At 61.1% G+C, this 17,519-nt stretch carries 18 protein-coding genes, 1 pseudogene and 1 riboswitch; of the genes and pseudogenes, 9 read left to right on the forward strand and 10 right to left on the reverse strand.

Features of this window, described 5'->3' with window-relative positions; all coding sequences use genetic code 11:
• Nucleotides 1-2: 2 nt before the first annotated feature.
• From AC07NR_RS19230 to AC07NR_RS19240, 3 genes are all read right to left on the reverse strand, one after another.
• Entirely contained in the window at nt 3-1,892 is a 1,890-nt protein-coding gene (locus AC07NR_RS19230; protein WP_119426442.1) for a DUF1302 domain-containing protein, read from the reverse strand.
• A 319-nt stretch (nt 1,893-2,211) separates the two neighbouring features.
• The gene (locus AC07NR_RS19235; protein ID WP_305833601.1) at nt 2,212-3,894 is read right to left on the reverse strand and encodes a fatty acid--CoA ligase; all 1,683 of its coding nucleotides are present in this window, start codon (nt 3,892-3,894) and stop codon (nt 2,212-2,214) included.
• A 147-nt stretch (nt 3,895-4,041) separates the two neighbouring features.
• Nucleotides 4,042-5,226 (reverse strand): MFS transporter, encoded by a 1,185-nt coding sequence (locus AC07NR_RS19240; protein WP_495079172.1) that lies wholly within the window; start codon nt 5,224-5,226, stop codon nt 4,042-4,044.
• A 96-nt stretch (nt 5,227-5,322) separates the two neighbouring features.
• Here AC07NR_RS19240 and AC07NR_RS19245 point away from each other — a divergent pair, with 96 nt between their 5' ends.
• The gene (locus tag AC07NR_RS19245) at nt 5,323-6,096 is read left to right on the forward strand and encodes an AraC family transcriptional regulator (protein WP_114885451.1); all 774 of its coding nucleotides are present in this window, start codon (nt 5,323-5,325) and stop codon (nt 6,094-6,096) included.
• Here the strand turns inward: AC07NR_RS19245 and AC07NR_RS19250 are convergent.
• Nucleotides 6,080-6,709 (reverse strand): LysE family translocator, encoded by a 630-nt coding sequence (locus AC07NR_RS19250; RefSeq protein ID WP_495079173.1) that lies wholly within the window; start codon nt 6,707-6,709, stop codon nt 6,080-6,082. The genes AC07NR_RS19245 and AC07NR_RS19250 overlap by 17 nt on opposite strands.
• A gap of 91 nt (nt 6,710-6,800) precedes the next feature.
• On the opposite strand from AC07NR_RS19250, the gene AC07NR_RS19255 reads away from it, so the two are divergent.
• The 3 genes from AC07NR_RS19255 (at nt 6,801) to AC07NR_RS19265 (ending at nt 9,634) form a co-directional block, all read left to right on the forward strand.
• Entirely contained in the window at nt 6,801-7,766 is a 966-nt protein-coding gene (locus tag AC07NR_RS19255; protein ID WP_495079174.1) for a 2-hydroxyacid dehydrogenase, read from the forward strand.
• Nucleotides 7,767-7,799: 33 nt separating this feature from the next.
• Nucleotides 7,800-8,798 (forward strand): methyltransferase, encoded by a 999-nt coding sequence (locus AC07NR_RS19260; RefSeq protein WP_085709324.1) that lies wholly within the window; start codon nt 7,800-7,802, stop codon nt 8,796-8,798.
• Nucleotides 8,799-8,837: 39 nt separating this feature from the next.
• A riboswitch (yybP-ykoY riboswitch) is annotated at nt 8,838-8,962 on the forward strand.
• A gap of 87 nt (nt 8,963-9,049) precedes the next feature.
• A complete protein-coding gene (locus AC07NR_RS19265; RefSeq protein ID WP_085709323.1) occupies nt 9,050-9,634 on the forward strand; it encodes a TMEM165/GDT1 family protein in 585 nt (194 codons plus the stop codon).
• Nucleotides 9,635-9,678: 44 nt separating this feature from the next.
• Here AC07NR_RS19265 and AC07NR_RS19270 read toward each other — a convergent pair whose 3' ends face one another.
• On the reverse strand, nt 9,679-10,497 hold the full coding sequence (locus AC07NR_RS19270; protein WP_096822780.1) for a M48 family metallopeptidase: 819 nt from the start codon (nt 10,495-10,497) through the stop codon (nt 9,679-9,681).
• A 1,352-nt stretch (nt 10,498-11,849) separates the two neighbouring features.
• Between AC07NR_RS19270 and AC07NR_RS19275 the strand changes: the two are divergent.
• Nucleotides 11,850-12,047: pseudogene (locus AC07NR_RS19275) on the forward strand (HAMP domain-containing protein); the annotation flags it as partial.
• Nucleotides 12,048-12,158: 111 nt separating this feature from the next.
• Nucleotides 12,159-12,902 (forward strand): methyl-accepting chemotaxis protein, encoded by a 744-nt coding sequence (locus tag AC07NR_RS19280; protein ID WP_371320924.1) that lies wholly within the window; start codon nt 12,159-12,161, stop codon nt 12,900-12,902.
• 4 nt (nt 12,903-12,906) lie between these two features.
• Here the strand turns inward: AC07NR_RS19280 and AC07NR_RS19285 are convergent, their stop codons facing one another.
• From AC07NR_RS19285 to AC07NR_RS19295, 3 genes are read right to left on the reverse strand one after another with little or no spacing between them, the layout of a single operon-like run.
• Nucleotides 12,907-13,530 carry an SOS response-associated peptidase gene (locus tag AC07NR_RS19285; protein WP_495079175.1) on the reverse strand — a complete coding sequence of 208 codons (624 nt, stop codon included), beginning with the start codon at nt 13,528-13,530 and terminating at the stop codon, nt 12,907-12,909.
• A 36-nt stretch (nt 13,531-13,566) separates the two neighbouring features.
• Nucleotides 13,567-13,827 carry a putative signal transducing protein gene (locus tag AC07NR_RS19290; protein WP_085709319.1) on the reverse strand — a complete coding sequence of 87 codons (261 nt, stop codon included), beginning with the start codon at nt 13,825-13,827 and terminating at the stop codon, nt 13,567-13,569.
• A 9-nt stretch (nt 13,828-13,836) separates the two neighbouring features.
• Nucleotides 13,837-14,019 carry a CPXCG motif-containing cysteine-rich protein gene (locus AC07NR_RS19295; protein WP_085709318.1) on the reverse strand — a complete coding sequence of 61 codons (183 nt, stop codon included), beginning with the start codon at nt 14,017-14,019 and terminating at the stop codon, nt 13,837-13,839.
• Between the two features lie 142 nt (nt 14,020-14,161).
• On the opposite strand from AC07NR_RS19295, the gene AC07NR_RS19300 reads away from it, so the two are divergent.
• Nucleotides 14,162-15,325, forward strand: coding sequence for a 1-acyl-sn-glycerol-3-phosphate acyltransferase (locus AC07NR_RS19300; protein ID WP_178083434.1), 1,164 nt, complete (start codon nt 14,162-14,164; stop codon nt 15,323-15,325).
• A 49-nt stretch (nt 15,326-15,374) separates the two neighbouring features.
• Here the strand turns inward: AC07NR_RS19300 and AC07NR_RS19305 are convergent, their stop codons facing one another.
• On the reverse strand, nt 15,375-15,647 hold the full coding sequence (locus AC07NR_RS19305; RefSeq protein WP_114885469.1) for a hypothetical protein: 273 nt from the start codon (nt 15,645-15,647) through the stop codon (nt 15,375-15,377).
• A gap of 193 nt (nt 15,648-15,840) precedes the next feature.
• On the opposite strand from AC07NR_RS19305, the gene AC07NR_RS19310 reads away from it, so the two are divergent.
• Nucleotides 15,841-16,047 (forward strand): hypothetical protein, encoded by a 207-nt coding sequence (locus AC07NR_RS19310; RefSeq protein WP_039766399.1) that lies wholly within the window; start codon nt 15,841-15,843, stop codon nt 16,045-16,047.
• 59 nt (nt 16,048-16,106) lie between these two features.
• Here the strand turns inward: AC07NR_RS19310 and AC07NR_RS19315 are convergent, their stop codons facing one another.
• Nucleotides 16,107-16,691: a YajG family lipoprotein gene (locus tag AC07NR_RS19315; protein ID WP_114885471.1), complete on the reverse strand. Its 585-nt coding sequence runs from the start codon at nt 16,689-16,691 to the stop codon at nt 16,107-16,109.
• 191 nt (nt 16,692-16,882) lie between these two features.
• Here AC07NR_RS19315 and AC07NR_RS19320 point away from each other — a divergent pair, with 191 nt between their 5' ends.
• Nucleotides 16,883-17,116, forward strand: coding sequence for a hypothetical protein (locus tag AC07NR_RS19320; RefSeq protein ID WP_039766297.1), 234 nt, complete (start codon nt 16,883-16,885; stop codon nt 17,114-17,116).
• The last annotated feature ends 403 nt before the right edge of the window (nt 17,117-17,519 follow it).

Genomic DNA, 17,519 nt, shown 5'->3' on the forward strand with positions numbered 1-17,519 from the left:
GCTTAGAAGTTCACGCCAACACTGAGGGCAACGAAGTCGCGATCATCCACCGTGCTGTATTCGCCACCAAAGAAGTTGGTGTAGGCCAGGCTTGCGGTGTAGGTGTTCTGGTATTCGGCATCCAGCCCGAGGCTGATGGCCTTGCGGCCTTCCTCGAAGTTGCCGCCAGGGCCCGGGGAGTAACCCTTGACGTCGTGGGACCAGGCCACGTTCGGCTTCAGGTTCACGCCGGCGAACACGTCGCTGTAATCCCAGATGGCACGAGCGCGATAGCCCCAGGAAGTGGCGGTGGTGAAGCCGTTGTTGTCGCAATTGCTGGAGCGGTTGCTGGTCGATGCGCCAGGGCCGGCACCGTTGATGGTCGAGGTGTTGAGGATCTGCGAGCAGGTGTTCAGGCCGCCAGTGGACGGCAGTTCACCCGGACCGAAGACCGGATCGCGGCCGTAACGGGCCTCGGACTTGCTTTCCAGACCGCCGACGTGGGTCACGCCGACTTCACCCACCAGGGTCAGGCGGTTGGCGCCCATCACCTGATCGAAGAAGTGCGTCAGGGTGGTCTGCAGTTGGGTGATTTCCTTGCGGTTGTAACCGTGCAGGTCCTGGCCCGGAACGCCATTGAGGATCGAGGCGTTGGTCAGCGCGCCGCCCAACGGACGCACACCGGCGAACAGGATGTCGGTGGAGTTCAGTTGCACCGGCGCATTCGGCCGGTAGCTGACCTCACCGCTCCAAGCCGTACCGGTAGGCAGGGTGGTGGAGAAGCTCAGACCGTAGAGGCGAATGTCCTCCGGATACTCGATGAAGTACTCGGAGTTACCCGCCACCACCAGAGGGCCCAATGCCTGGAACGGGCCTGGAAGCGCCTTGACGCCGTTATAGATCGACTGTGGCGCACCGGTCGCGCTGAAGATCGGCGCACGGCTGTGGTAGTTCATGAAGTAGGCACCGAACTCGGTGGCCAGCGGATCGAACATGTACTTGGCGGACACGCCCCACTGCCCGCTGTCCCGCGCATTGCGGTTCGGGGAGCGACGCACCAGCACGCCTTCTTCGTTGACATCGACACCGGCAGCCGCCAGCGGGCCGAGGGCAACACCTGGAATGGTCGAGCGCTTGTTCAGCACCCGCAGGTTGTCGTCGCAACCGGTGGTGACGATGTCAGGCTGGGAGAAGAAGGTGCCGCAGTTGTCGGTCACGGTCTTCTGCCAGTCGATCTGGTAGAAACCTTCGGCCGACAGGTTTTCGGTGATGCTCTGGGACAGATAGAACATGTTGACCGGGATCAGGCCTTCCTTGATCTCGGCGCCCGGACGGCGAAATGCGGAAACGTCGATCGGGTTGATCGAGTTGATGCCGCCACCGATGAAGGTACTTTCACCCCAGTTCACCACCTGCTTGCCCAGACGCACCGAACCCGGCTCATCGGCAATCGCGTAGTTGTGGTAGATGAACGCATCGAGGATCTGGCCGCCCGAAGAGCGGGCTGCCACGTCACGGTTGTGGTTGCTGACGTCCTTGTATTCCAGGTCCTGGTTCTGCAACGCGAAGTCGTACCAGTACTTGCCCCGGACGAAGACACCGGTGTCGCCGTATTTCAGTTCGAGGTCATGGATGCCCTTGAAGATCTTCGAGAACGCTTGCCCGCTCTTGAAGTTCAAGTGACCGTCGTCGGAGGTCTGGGACAGGCCCCGGCCGCCGTTGTTGACACCAATAAGATCCTTGTTCGGCTGCTGGGTCGACACACTCATGCCCAGGGAGAGCGAGGAGTCGAACTGGCCTTCGATTTCACCGACGTTGAAGCTGACGCCGAATGCGGGCCCGGCGAGCGTGGAGGCAAGACTGACCGCCAGAGGCAGTTTCGCCCGGCGCCAGAACTGGTTTACTGAGGTCATCGACGCTACTCCATGTGCATTATTGTTATGGCAGTGAGTACTTTTAAAAACGCCTGAAGGACCGGGCGCCAGGAGCCTCCCGAAATCGCTTCAATGTTGCATTGCCCCGTTCTTAAAAATCCTTGAGCGGACTATAGCCAGCAGGTGGTACTGCTTGATCCCTCTAAAGTGTGATTTGCAGCTGCCGGCCACTCTGGAACAGTCCTTTCGCCAGTCCGACACATGTCGGCCCGGCAAGGATGGCTGATTTTTCCGATTTCACAAGCCAAGCGCTTGCTTGGTGGGGCTGGCGCGCCGTTTTCGGCGCGCCAGAGGACACTCAAAGTGTCGAGAGGAAGGTGCTGTTGTTGGCCTGCCATTCGGTGATGTCGAGGCGGATGCGCTTCTTGTCGAGTTTGCCGACACTGGTCTTGGGAATTTCAGTAACAAGCGCGATCTGGCTCGGGATTGCCCACTTGCTCAGGTGCCCCAGTTCCACGAACGGCTTGAGGTGTTCCTTGAGCTCGCGGGCCCCGATGGCGTGCCCTTCGCGGATCACCAGCAGGGCAAACGGGCGCTCGCCCCACTGCGGATCGGCGATGCCCACCACTGCTACCTCACGTACCGCAACGTGACGGCTGATCAGGTCTTCGAGGTCCAGCGAGGAAATCCATTCGCCACCGGTCTTGATCACGTCCTTGATGCGGTCGCGGATGTCGATCACGCCCATGCTGTCGAGCGTAGCGACGTCCCCGGTGTGCAGCCAGCCACCGGCCCACAGCTCGGCGCCCTTCTGCGGTTCGTTGAAATAACCTTCGGTCAGCCACGGTGCGCGCAGCACCAGTTCGCCTTGGGTTTCGCCATCGGCCGGCAGGAAGTTGCCGTCGCCATCGACGATGGCCGCTTCGACCAATGGTCCCGGCACGCCAGCCTTGATCCGGTAGGTGGTGCGCTCGTCTTCGGTGCCCGCCATCAACTCGTCGTTGAGGTGCGCACAGGAGACAAGCGGCCCGGTTTCCGACATGCCATAGGCCGCCGTCAGTTGAATGCCTTTGCTCTTGGCCGTTTCATACAGCGTGCGATTGAGCGCACTGCCGCCGATGACGATTTTCCAGCCTCCGAAATCGGTGCCCTGCGCGCCCTTGGCGTTGAGCACCATCTGCAGGATGGTCGGTACGCAATGGGAGAACGTGACCTTCTCCTTGCGCCACAACTCGACGAGGAACTCCGGGTCGTAACGCCCCGGATAAACCTGCTTGAGCCCGAGCATGGTCGCCACATACGGCAGGCCCCAGGCATGCACGTGGAACATCGGGGTGATCGGCATGTACACGTCGTTGGTGCCCAGCAGCCGCACGCTGTCGATGGCGCCCATGATGGTCGACACGCCCATGGTGTGCAGCACCAGTTGCCGATGGGTGAAATAGACACCTTTCGGATTGCCGGTGGTGCCCGTGGTGTAGAAGGTGGTGGCGACCGAGTTTTCGTCGAAGTCCTGGAAGTCGTACTGCGGGCTTGCGGCCGCCAGCAGTTGTTCGTACTCGCCGACCAGATTCGGCAGATCCGCGGTTTTTTCCGGCAGATCGGTCAGCAGCAGGGTTTTCTCCACCGTGGTCAGGTGCGGCGTGATGGCCTGGTACAGCCCGACGAACTCGCTATTGACCAGCACGAAGCGGTCCTCGGCGTGGTTCATGGTGTAGAGGATCTGTTCCGGCGACAGGCGCACGTTGATGGTGTGAATCACTGCGCCGATCATCGGAATGGCAAACATGCATTCGAGGTAGCGATGGCTGTCCCAGTCCATCACCGCCACGGTATCGCCGGCCTTTACGCCGGCTGCCGTCAGTACGTTGGCCAGTCGCGCGACGCGCTCGATCAGCGTCGGATAGCTGTAGCGCAACTGGTCACGGTAGATGATCTCGCGGGTTTTCTCGTAACGGGCGCCCGACATCAGCAGCCGTTTAATCAGCAATGGATACTGGTAGGCCCCTTCGGCGGGCGGAATAACGCGAGTCTGCAACATAAGAATCCCTTTTCTGACTGCACGGTGTTGGCGTTGGAGTTTTGTACTCTAGAACCCTTATACGCCAGCCAAATCAGCCAAAGGAATGATTTGCAGAGCCGTACAAATGCTAGCTTTGCGCCAGCATTTGCCGGATTTCGTCACCGGTCAGGCCGTTTGCCCTACAGCCGCTTCGGAAGGCGTACGTGGGAAAACCACTGCCGCCAGGAACGTCAATGCGCTAAATCCGGCCAGAATCAGGTAAAGCCCCACAAAACCATGGCGCGGTTCGACATAGGAAATCAGCGGAATCGCCGTCGCACTGGCACCGAACGATAAACAGTAACGCAAGGCAAACACCCGGGACTGCCATTGCGGCGCAACGAAGTTGGCGACCATCGAATCGTTCACCGTCACCTGACCGAACACCACGAACATGAACGCCGCGCCGAACGCGATCACCGCCCAGCCATCGACGTAAGCCATGGCATAAAGCAGCGGTGCCTGAAACAGCGTCAGCACCACAAAAGGCCATTTCAGACTGACCCGGTGCAGCAATTGCCCGATGCTCAACTGCGCCACTGCACCGAACGCGTACGCCAGGCTCACCACCACACCAAGGGTCTGCGGCGAGGCAAACAGGTCATGCAGGCGCTCCTGGAACAGTTTCGGATAGGTCATGGTGGTGGCGTTGAACACCACGCCGCCGGTGGCCGTGGCCAAGGCCAGCACGCCGAATACCATGACCATCGAAATGCGCTGACCACTGGCGCCCTTGAGCGCGGTGTGCGGGCGCTTGGGGATCGGCTCCTCACGCACCTGCAAGGCAAAACCGATCCCCAGCACGATGGCCACGGCACCCGGTATCAGGAATGCCGAACGCCAGCCGAACTGCGCCACCAACAGCCCGGTAATCAGTGCCGAGAACGCCACGCCAAGATTGCCCCACATGCCGTTGATGCCGATTTCGCGGCCACGATTTTGCGCATAGGCCACCAGCATCGCCGTGCCGACCGGGTGATAGATCGCGGCAAAAATGCCGATCAGGGTCAGGCCGATGACCAACATCGTCGGGCTGTTACTGAGGCCAGTGAAAATCGCCGAGGCACCGATACCGAAGAAAAACACCAGCATCATCTGCCGCCGGCTCCAGTGATCGCCCAACCAACCGGCCGGTAGCGAACACGCGCCGAACGCGATGAAGCCACCCAGCGACAGGCCGATCAGCGCGGCATAGTCGAGGGCGAAGGCCTGGGTCATGCCGAGCACTGCGGCGGGAAAAATCAGCATGAACATGTGATCGATCACATGGGCTGCGTTGATGTAGCGAATGACATTTCTGGATTGATTCATCGCGGCACGCTTTCTTGTTGTGAACAGATGAGGGTGAGCGCTTATGCTAAGTTGGCGAAAAAGCGCATTCCTGCCATACAAGTCAGCGAACCGGACATGTTGATCAGTCATTTTGAACACGGCCCGGTGAGCGCCTATCCCCGGGATTACCTGGACGGCGCGCACCAGCCATTGCACCTGCACCGCGAGGCGCAGTTGTTGTATGCGGTGAGCGGCGTCATGCGGGTGGTCACGGCGCAAGGTGCGTGGGTGATTCCTCCGACTCGCGCGGTGTGGATACCACCGGAGATCGGGCATGAGATCTTCATGTCCGGCGATGTGCAGATGCGTTCATTGTTCATCGCGCCCGAACTGTCGCCGGCCAGCCTGCAACACTGTTGCGTGCTGGCGGTGACGCCATTGCTGCGCGAACTGATCCTGCGCGCGGTGCAGGGTCCGCCCCACGCCGACAATCCACTGATCCAGCAGTTGATGCTGGAGGAACTGGCCGGTCTCGAAAACTTGCCGCTGCACATCCCGATGCCGAGCGACCGACGCCTGCAAAACATTTGCCTGGCGCTGCTGCGCGAGCCCGATCACCCCAACACTCTGGAAGACTGGGCACAGCAGGTCGGTGCCAGCTCACGCACACTGGCGCGGCTGTTCCAGCAACAACTGCAGATGAATTTCAATGCCTGGCGCCAGCAACTGCGCCTGATGGAAGCCCTGCCCCGCCTGCTCGCCGGGGACAGCGTGCAGAGCGTGGCGCGGGATCTGGGTTACGGCAGCGCGCGGGCGTTCAGCGCGATGTTTCGCCGTTTGCTCGGGGACAATCCCCGGGAGTACCTCAACGCCCTGAATCAGCTCCGCTCGATCAATGCATCTCGGTGAATGCGAGCTTCACGCCGATTGCGATCAGCACCGCCCCCATGGTGCGGTCGAACCAATGGCCCATGCGGGCGAAACCGGCACGCACGCGCTGCTGGCTGAACAGCATCGCCACCAGGCAAAACCAGGTGGCGGTGGCGGCGGCCAGGTAAATCCCGTAACCGGCCTGCACCGCCAGCGGCGTATGCGGGTTGATCACCACGGTGAACAGCGACAGGAAGAACAGCGTGGCCTTCGGGTTCAAACCATTGGTCACGAAGCCTGAAGTGAATGCACCACGGGCGGTGCGTTCGCCGGCCTCTTTGTGCAGATCGTCGGACACGGTCTTGGCCGGTTGCGCGCGCAGGGCCTTGTAGCCAATGTACAGCAGGTAAGCGGCGGCGGCCCATTTCAAAGCGTTGAACAACACGATCGATTGCGAAACGATCAGGCCGATGCCCAGCAGCGAATAACCGACGTGCAGGAAAATCGCCGTGCCCACGCCCAATGCCGTCCAGGTGCCGGCGCGACGCCCGTGGGTCACGCTCTCGCGCACCACCACGGCAAAGTCCGGGCCGGGGCTGGCGACGGCCAGCAGGTGGATCAGTGCAACGGTCAAGAACTCGGTCCAGTACATGGGGGCTCCTTTCGGCCAGGCGTAACGTTTTGTTTCATCTGTTAGGCTCGGCAGATTACGCCTTCCCTTCAAAGCACAACAGGTACAGTTGATGACGAACGCCCACCGCGCCGTATTCCTCGATCACCCTTCCCTGGACCTCGGTGACCTTGACCTCGAGCCGTTGCGCGCCTGCTTCAGCGACCTGCAACTATTCGCACAGACACTGCCTGCGCAGGTTGCCGAACGCCTGCAAGACGCGACCGTGGCCATCAGCAACAAGATCCTGATCGATGCCGCCGCCATGGCCGCCAATCCACAACTGAAACTGATCCTGATCACTGCCACCGGCACCAACAACGTCGATCTGGCCGCCGCCCGCGCCCACGGCATCACCGTGTGCAACTGTCAGGGTTACGGCACGCCGTCGGTGGCGCAGCACACGATCATGCTGTTGCTCAACCTCGCCACGCGTCTGGCCGATTATCAAAAAGCCGTCGGCGAAGGCCGCTGGCAGCAAGCGAAACAGTTCTGCCTGCTGGATTACCCGATCGTCGAGCTGGAAGGCAAAACCCTCGGCCTGCTCGGGCATGGTGAACTCGGCGGCGCGGTTGCTCGCCTGGCCGAAGTCTTTGGCATGCGCGTGTTACTTGGACAGATTCCGGGACGCCCTGCCCGTCCGGACCGTCTGCCGCTGGATGAACTGCTGCCACAGATCGACGCCCTCACCCTGCACTGTCCGCTCAATGAACACACCCGGCACTTCATCGGTGCCCGCGAGCTGGCGTCGATGAAACCCGGGGCTTTCGTGGTCAACACCGCCCGTGGCGGACTGATCGACGAACAGGCTCTGGCCGATGCCTTGCGCAACGGTCATCTGGGTGGCGCGGCCACCGATGTGTTGAGCGTCGAACCGCCAACCCACGGCAATCCGCTGCTGGCCGCCGACATCCCGCGCCTGATCGTCACCCCGCACAACGCCTGGGGCAGTCGCGAAGCGCGGCAGCGAATCGTCGGCCAACTGGTGGAAAACACCCAGGCGTTCTACAGCGGTAAGGCGCTGCGGGTCGTCAGTTGATAAACTGCGGCACTTTTTTTCACAGGAGCAGTTATGGATCCGCGCAGTGAAGTACTGCTTCGTCAGGTCGAGTTATTCCAGGGTTCGCTGTTGCTGGCCGGTCTGCCCGCCGACGACCTGCTCGGGCGCCTGCCCAATGCCTTCGGCTGGTGCTGGCATGCCGGCGATCAGGCGGCGCTCGATGCCCGCTTCGAAGGTCGCAGCCATTTCGGCGTGAATGTGCCGGAGCGCGAGTTCGACAGCGCGGTGGTGTTCCTGCCCAAGTCCAAGGACCTGACCGACTACATCCTCAATGCCGTGGCCTCGCGTCTGGCCGGGCGCGAAGTGTTTCTGGTCGGGGAAAAGCGCAGCGGCATCGAGGGTGCATCCAAGCAGCTCAACCCGTTCGGCAAGCCACGCAAGCTCGACAGCGCGCGTCATTGCCAACTCTGGCAAGTGACGGTGGCCAACGCTCCAGAAGCCAAATCCCTGGAAAGTCTGGCCCAGACTTACGAACTGCCGCTGGCCGAAGGCCCGCTGAAAGTCATCAGCCTGCCGGGCGTATTCAGCCATGGCCGACTGGATCGCGGCAGCGCCCTGCTGCTGGAGCATCTGGACAAACTGCCGAGCGGTCACCTGCTGGACTTCGGTTGCGGTGCCGGCGTGCTTGGCGCAGCGGTCAAACGTCGCTACCCGCACAACCAGGTCACTCTACTCGACGTTGATGCCTTCGCGGCCGCCAGCAGTCGCCTGACTTTGGCCGCCAACGGTCTGGAAGCCGAAGTGTTGACCGGTGACGGCATCGATGCCGCGCCGATGGGCCTGAACGCAATTCTGAGCAATCCGCCGTTCCATGTCGGCGTTCACACCGATTATTTCGCGACCGAGAACTTGCTGCGAAAAGCGGCCAAACATCTGAAAAACGGCGGCGAACTGCGCCTGGTGGCAAACAGCTTCCTGAAGTATCAACCGCTGATCGAAGAGCATCTGGGCGTGTGTGCGATCAAGGCCGAAGGCAATGGTTTCCGGATTTACCGGGCCAAGCGCGGCTGAAAATTAGCACTTGCCGAATGGATTGCGCCTAGGCAGAATCCGCTCCGTCCTAGGGGAGTAGTCTCCCACGAGCGCCATGCTCGTCCGGCATACGTCAACATACTTGATCCTCAGATCATGGCGTATGCGACCCAAGCGTCCGCAGCAGACGGATCGCAGGGTTTGACAAGACCTATGACACGCACACCTTACCCGGGGCGGGAAGGCTGTACGTGTCATAGCCGTGTCGACCCGCCCCTTAGGAAATCCTGATGCTGGACTCGTTACTCGTTCCCACCGCAATCGTTGCCTTGGCCGAAATCGGCGACAAGACGCAACTGCTCGCGCTGATTCTCGCCGCTCGCTTTCGCAAACCCTGGCCGATCATTGCCGGTATCGTCGCGGCGACCCTGGCCAACCACGCCGCAGCCGGTGCGGTAGGCGCCTGGTTCGGCAGCTTCTTCTCCGATGCGGTCCTGCACTGGATTCTCGCCGCAAGCTTCACCGCCACCGCCCTGTGGACGCTGGTGCCGGACAAGATGGACGACGATGAAGCCAGCACCGCCCGCAAGTTCGGGCCGTTCCTGACTACGCTGATCGCGTTCTTCCTGGCGGAAATCGGTGACAAGACCCAGATCGCCACCGTGATGCTGGCCGCGCAATACCCTGAGCTATGGCTGGTGATCATCGGCACCACGGCGGGCATGCTGATTGCCAACGTGCCGGTGGTTCTGGCGGGTAATTTTGCGGCGGAGAAACTGCCGCTGACCCTGATCCGTCGCCTGGCCGCCTCGGCGTTCATGATTCTGGCGATCGTCGCGGTGTACAAGGCAATGCAGAGCAGCGGCTGGGTCTGATCCGGCAGATCGCTCCCACACTCAGTGCGGGAGCGATCATTGCTTCAGGACTTTGGCGCTTTTTCGTAGAGCGGCATGACCTTCGGAATTGCCGCCTGCAGCGAGGCAATCCGGCTGGAGGATGCCGGGTGAGTGCTCATGAACTCCGGCGGTGCACCTTCGGACGCCTTGCTCATCTTGTTCCACAGAGTGATCGCGGCGTTCGGGTTGTAACCGGCGCGAGCCGCCAGTTCCAGGCCGATCAGGTCGGCTTCGTTCTCGTTGGCGCGGCTGTTGGGCAGCGTCATGCCGTAGTTGGCCACGGTATCGGCCAGCGCCAGGCTATCCTGACCCAGACCGAGCAACGCGCCAGCGCCCTGCTTGGCCATTTCGATGCCATAGGCCTTGGACATCGCTTCACGACCGTGCTCACGCAGGGCGTGGGCGATTTCATGGCCCATGACCGCGGCGATTTCATCGTCGGTCAGTTTCAGGCTGTCGATCAGCCCGGTGTAAAAAATGATCTTGCCGCCAGGACCACAGTTGGCGTTGAGCTCGTCACTCTTGATCAGGTTCACTTCCCACTGCCATTGCGCGGCATCCGGACGGAAGTTCGGCGCCTGGGCGATCAAGCGGTTGGCAATCGCCTGAACCCGCTTGGCTTCGTTGCTGGTCTTGTCCAACACACCTTTGCTGGACGCCTCGCCAACGGTCTTCTGATAGGACTGGGCATACATCTGGTCGACCTCTTGCGAGGACAGCATGCTGAACATGTACTGCTTGCGCTCCACGCCCACGGCACCGCCGCTGGTGGTGTTGACCGACTGACAACCGGCCAGCAACAGCGCCGCGCTCAGTGCACTTACAACCAATGTCTTGTTCATTCAAAAGCTCCCTGAAAACATGCCGCGTATCCTAGGCGGGTAATTGTATCGACGCCAGATACAACGGACGTGCTGCACCCACTTTCAGAAGTAGTCCGCCGGCCCTGTAGGAAAAAATTCACATCCACCGACAAGCCCTCTGCAACTGCGTCGCGCACTGATCCATTTGCGACATCCGCCTTCAATTGCGCGCTCTTCGCCTCATGGCGCAATAGTGGCTGCCGATACAGCAGCGCAGACGTCCTCTTGCGTGCGGAGCTTCCATGAAATTCAAGTCGATCCAGTTTTCCGTGGCGGCCCTGGCCGGCGCCATCGTTCTCAGCGTGGTGGCTGCGCTGGTGCTGTATGCGCTGTTCTCCGGCGCCCGCACCCAAGAGATGGTCCAGCAGCGGACCCAGGACCAGTTCGAACAAGTCATTGAACAACGCCTGACTTCCCTGGCGCAGACCCAGGTCAGCCAGATCCAGCGCGAGCTGGAAGCGCCGCTGCTGATTGCCGGCGGGCTGGTGCGGGTCAACGCCCTGCTCGGCACGCCCGGCGCCGATGGCCAGCCACGACTGACCGTCAGCCGCGAGCAGCTGATCAGCCTGATCAAGGAAAACGTCGAAAAGAACCCGAAGATTCTCGGCACCTACATCGGCTGGGAAAAGAACGCACTGGACCACAACGACGCGGCCTACATCGGCACCAGCGTGGTCGGCATCGACGCCGCCAACGGACGCTTCCTCCCGTGGTGGTTCCGCAATGACGACGGCACTCTGGGCCTGGACAAACTGGTAGACGTCGACGACCAGAAAGTCCTGTCCACCGGCGTGCGCGCCAGCGAGTACTACCTGTGCTCGAAGGAAACCAAAAAATCCTGCGTGATCGATCCGGCGCCTTACAAGGTCGGCGACAAGATCGTCATGCTCGCCTCGTTCATTGAACCGATCATGCTCAACGGCGCCTTCCAGGGCATCGTCGGTGCCGACCTGTCGGTGAACTTCATCCAGGAAATGCTTCTGGGCGCGAACCAGAAACTCTACGGCGGCGCCGGGCAAATGGCCCTGATTGGCGGCAACGGCCGGATCGTCGCCTACACCAAGGACCCGAGCAAATTCGGCGAGAAGGTCAGCGACATTCTCGACGCCCAGCAGATTGCCAACATGGCCAATCTCAAGCGCGGCGAAGTGACCTATTCCGTCAATAAAGAGGCGGGCCGGATCGAGCTGTACCTGCAGTTCGGCATCGGCCAGACCGACGCACGCTGGACCCTGATGCTGCAACTGCCACTGAATGCGGTGATGGCCGATCTGCAAAAACTGCAAGGCGACCTCGACGCCCAGCGCAAATCCGACACTTTCGGCATGGCCATGGTCGGCCTGATCATTGCCGGCCTCGGCCTGCTGGTGATCTGGCTGGTGGGCCACGGCATCGCCCGACCGCTGAAGCAAATGGTGACCATGCTCGATGACATTGCCCAGGGCGAAGGCGACCTGACCCGTCGCTTGAGCAGTGACCGCAAAGACGAACTCGGTTCAATCGCCAAAGGCTTCAATACCTTCCTCGCCAAACTGCAGGCGATGATCACGCAGGTGGTGTCGTCGGTGCAGAGTGTCAGCGACTCTTCGGAACACACGGCCGACATCGCGATCCGTACCAATATCGGCATTCAGAAGCAGATGGCCGAGATTGATCAGGTCGCCACGGCCGTGCAGGAAATGACTGCCACCGCGCAGGACGTGGCGCGCAACGCGACCCAGGCCGCACAAGCCGCCAGCCATGCCGATCAGGCCGCCAGCCAGGGCATGCAGATCGTGCGCGACACGTCGAATTCGATCGGCGTGCTGGCCGTGGAAATCGGCAAAGCGGTGGACGTGGTGCAGACACTGGCCAAGGACAGCGAAAACATCACTGCCATCCTCATCGCCATTCGCGGGATCGCCGAACAGACCAACCTGCTGGCCCTCAACGCCGCCATCGAAGCGGCCCGTGCCGGCGAGCAGGGTCGCGGGTTTGCCGTGGTGGCCGACGAGGTGCGCAACCTGGCGCAGAAGACCCAGAAGGCCACCGAAGAAATCCAGAGCATGATCCAGCAACTGCAACAGGGCACCCGCGATGTGGTGCGGGTCATGGAAGACAGCCAGAACCGCACCGACGAAAGTGTGCAGCACGCGGCCAAGGCGGCCGAAGCGCTGGAGACCATCACCCAGGCCGTGTCGGTGATCAACGACATGAACACCCAGATCGCCAGCGCCGCCGAGGAACAGAGCGCGGTGGCCGACGACATCAACCGCAACGTGATCAACATCGGTCAGGTGGCGAATGAGGTGGCGGGTGGTGCGGATGAGTCGAGTTCGGCGAGTGCAGACCTGACCAAACTGGCGGAGCAACAGCGGCGGTTGATCAATCAGTTCAAGGTCTGACCGATCACGCCGGGGTCAAACACTCCGGCCCGTTGAGTTTCGGATCATTGACCAGGTTCGCCAGCACCCGCTCGCGCAAGGCGGCGGGTTCGCTGGCGAGCAGGCCTTGCAGGACATGCAGCGGCGTCTCGGGATTGAGCCATGCCGCCTGCCCCGCCTCGTCGAGAATCAACGGCCGGCGCTGACTGGCCGCCGGTTGCGTAATCACCGCGGTACTGAGCCAGACCTGCTCCTGCACCGGATACGCCTCCCAGATCGCCGCAAAAAACAGCGAAGAACCTTCCCCCGGCGTCAGCCAGTACGGCTGCTTGCGCACATTACCGCGCCATTCGTAGAAACCGTTGGCCGGCAGCAGGCAACGGCGCAGGCGAAGGGCTTCGCGAAACATCGGTTGTTCGGCGACGGTTTCGGCCCGGGCGTGGGCCGGGGTGCGCGACAGATCGGTCAGCCATGGCGGCGTCAGGCCCCAGCGGGCGCGGGCCAGGGTGCGCTGGCCGTCAGGCTCGGCACGCAGCATCAACACCGAATCGTTGGGGGAAATGTTCCACTGCGCCTGCTGATCGGCGGGAAAACCTGGCAGCGCCGCGAAGTCGCGGTTCCAGCGAAACAGGGCATAACGTCCACACATGGGGCAGCACGACTCAAGAATAAAACGAACGCCAGCCTAACAGACCAGCGTACCGGGGAAGCTCTCCGGTTCATCGCCGGGCAGCGGCAGCGCGGCATTGTACGCGCTGATCAGTTCGCGGGCGTATTCGGCCTGATCGTTCTCGACCGAAAGCCCCAGGAGGCCGAAGATCGGCAACTCGCCCGTGCCACCGAGCAAATCGCGCCCGACCAGATGCGCCTCGATGCCTTCGCTGGCGAGCATGCCCTTGAGCATTTCGCCCTCCATCAGGTTTTCCGGCTCGTAGATTCGCTGCATGGGCGCACCTCACTCGTTTTCGCTGAACACTTCCAGAAACCAGTCCTGGCCATCGACCTGCAACACAAAGGTGATCGGCCGGCAACACACCTGACAGTCTTCGATATAAGTCTGATCACCCGCCGACAGATCCACTGTCGTCTCGACTTCCTCCCCACAGTACGGACATTCATACAGTGCGCTTTCCAGCATCGCGGTCTCCCGGGTGACTTGTGCGTATAATCGCCGGTCTATTTGCAGGGCTAATTTTGTCTGGCTACTTTTTCAGACCGTGCCCCGTTGGTTTTCGATCAAAACCTTTACTTACCCTAGCCGTTTCCAACAAGAGAGCATGATGGGCGAATTCGATGCCATCCGACCTTACGACGACAGCGAAGTACCTGCGGTACTGGCAAGACTGCTCGGCGACAAGGCGTTTCTAGATATCCTCACCCACTTCCGCTTCCCGCGTTTCGCCGGTGCCTTCGGCTGGATGCTCAAACCACTTATAGCCCATCGGCTGCGTCGTGAGTTCGCCGACGTGACATCGGTGGCGACGTTGCAGGACAAGGTCGAGTTCTACGTCGACCACACCATCGAGCGCGCCACCGACGGCGTGACCTACACCGGTGTCGAGCAATTCAAGTCCGGCAGCGCTTATCTGTTCATCGCCAACCACCGCGACATCGTGATGGACCCGGCCTTCGTCAACTACGCGGTGTACCACGCCGGCCTGCCGACACCGCGCATCGCGATTGGCGACAACCTGCTGCAAAAGCCGTTCGTCAGCGACCTGATGCGCCTGAACAAGAGCTTCATCGTGCACCGTTCGATCACCGGACGCCGCGAGAAAATGGCCGCGTACCAGTTGCTGTCGGCCTACATCAACCACTCGATCCGCAACGACTGCGCTTCGATCTGGATCGCTCAGGCTGAAGGCCGCGCGAAGGATGGCGACGATCGTACCGAGTCGGCGATCCTCAAGATGTTCCACATGAGCCGCAAGGACGAGCCGTTCGGCGAGGTCATCCAGTCGCTGAACCTGACCCCGGTGTCGATCAGCTACGAATACGACCCGTGCGACCAGGCCAAGGCCCGCGAGCTGTACATCCGCGCCACCACCGGCACCTACAGCAAGGCGCCGGGCGAGGACGACGTGAGCATCGCCAAGGGCATCACCGGCTACAAGGGCCGGGTGCACGTGAATTTTGCCGCGCCGATCACCGAGCTGTTCGAAGACACCAAGCAACTGGCGGTCGAGATGGACAAGCAGATTCTCGGCGGCTACCGGTTGTTCCCGGTGCATTACCTGGCGTACGCGCAGTGGGCGGATGCCGATCCGCAGTTGAACGTGCCGAAGGCTGCCGACGTGTTCGGTGCCGAGGAACTGGCCAAGGCCCAGGAAGAATGGCAAAGCCGTCTGGACGCCTGCCCTGAGGAGCATCGTCCGTATCTGGTGCTGCAATATGCGACGCCGGTGCGCAATCAGTACCGGGTCAAGGCTGGCTTGCCGCTGTAAGCGGTGTCGAGCGGATACAAAAACGGCGCCTTCGGGCGCCGTTTTTCGTTCAGTAGCGGGTACTGATCCAGGAAATCAGCAACGCCAGTCCCAGACAGGCGAAACCGAAACGATAGAAAAACCGGTTCATGCGCAGGGTCGCCCAGTCCAGCACCGGCTCCTGATCCGGCTGGCTCTGGCGCTGGGCCGCGATACTGGCCATCGCCCGTTGCTCACGCCGACGGGTCGCGTGCAGCAGCCAACTGCCCGGGAAGGCCAACAGCAGGGCCAGCAGGTTGATCAGTTTGGCGGGATGGGCGGTAAACAGCGTCATCAAGTGCATCACAGACCTCAATCTAAACCGGAATGGCGAACGCCAGACCGACGACCGCGGCGCGGATTCTACCGAAACCCTCCCCCGGTGCCCTACCCTTTGCGACAAATTACCCATCAATCGACCGATGGCTGTCCTGTGTCACGGCATCGTCATTTGTTTCGGCCACCCTGCGCGCCTCGAAACGTAAACGGAATGCGACATGCTTCACGCTGAAAACCAGGATCGCCTGTACCTCATCTCCCCGTCCGACGAACAACAGACCCTCGTCGGCAGCCTGGCCTTCAATGTTCAGGACCGTCACTGGCTGGTGTATTGCGCCCTCGGCGGGCACCAGCATGCGGACTTGCCCGAGACCGATCTGCTGACCGGCGTCAGCGTCCTCGACTTCTACTCGCAAGCCGCCTGAATGAAAAAAGCCCGGGACCATCGCTGGCCCCGGGCTTTTTTTCACATCTGGCGAACGCTTTATTCAGCGAGGATCTGGCCGATGGACGGATCCTTGAACACACGGGTCAGCGCGTCGCTCAGTACGTCGCTGACCAGTTTGGTATTGGTTTCCTGGTTCGGCGCCATGCCGAAACGCTGGTCCAGCGAGGCACCGTAACGGCCGCTGTAGCGACGGTTGCCGCTCTGCACGTCGGAACGGAAGGTCGCGCCGATGGTGGCTTCGGTCACGTACATGCCTTCTTTCGGCGACTGGTATTTCAGTTCAGTCAGGGTCACGGTCAGTTGCGGAGCATTCATCGCCCCGTTGGACGGGGTGAAGCCCAGCAGACGCACGGCCGCTTCGGCCTGGGCCTGCAACTTCGGCACGATCTGCTCGCGCTGGACGGTGATGGCGCTGGTTTCCGGGTACAGGCCACCGCGGGTGCCCAGGGTTGGCGACGGACGACCGTCGACAACTCGAACCACGACAGGCTGGCCATGGCCGACCGGTGCCAGCTGAGTGGTCAGCTTCGGTTCCGGGCTCAGTTGTTGCGGGCTGTGGGCGCAGCCAACCAGGGTCAAACTGGTCACAGTGATCAAACCGAACAACAGGCGTTGCAACATGCTCTTCTCTCCAGAATCAGGCACAGACAGGCCCGCAGTATAGCGGTGGGCCACTGCGGGTCACCAGCACTGAAATCTCAGACAAACCCCGCTGCACGCGGTTCCTGTCACAGATTGTTCACCCCCCATACATGTTCGCTTCACGGTCTTTTGACAATCTTCGTCACAGATCTCCAGAAGGAACACACACCATGCGCTATCTGATCTCGTTGTTCGCTCCACGCCCGCTGCATCGCAGCTTCGCCCTGCTCGACCGCAACGGCCATTGCCAGGCTTTCAAGCAATGCAGCCTGCAGCCAATGGGTGACGGCTGGGTCGAAATCGAGGAAATCCGCCTCAACTGGTTGCACCAGCCTCTGCCTGCCAGCGCCCGGGTCGAACAGCAGCGCCCTCGCGCACGTGCCCAGGCGATGTTGAGCATCTGACCGGATGCCTAATAAAAGTCATTAAACTCGACCAATTCCCCGCATTTCTTCGATACAATCTCCCCCCGATTATAAGGACGTCTCCTGATCGGGCCCCGCAACAGCGTCAATGCGCTTGCATTGGCATCCAAATCGCCCACAGAGAGCCGCCCACACAGATCGAGTGAAGCTGGCGTGCTTGCTGTTTCTCTGGCAAATCCCCGCTTTTCGCGAATCTGCAGAGCTGTCATGACGCTCGGTCACTGAGTTGTTTGCCCCTCCGGGCACGGTGCCAGCCGGGACAGCCCTTTTTGAGGTTCACGTCTTCAAAAGAGCGTGAAAAAAACGGGTTTTCACAACTTCACAAGAGTGTGGCGAGCAAATGAATAGTTTTGCGTCTGAACATGCACCATTAGCGTCTGAA

The sequence above is a fragment of the Pseudomonas sp. GW821-FHT09C09 genome (assembly GCF_059418105.1).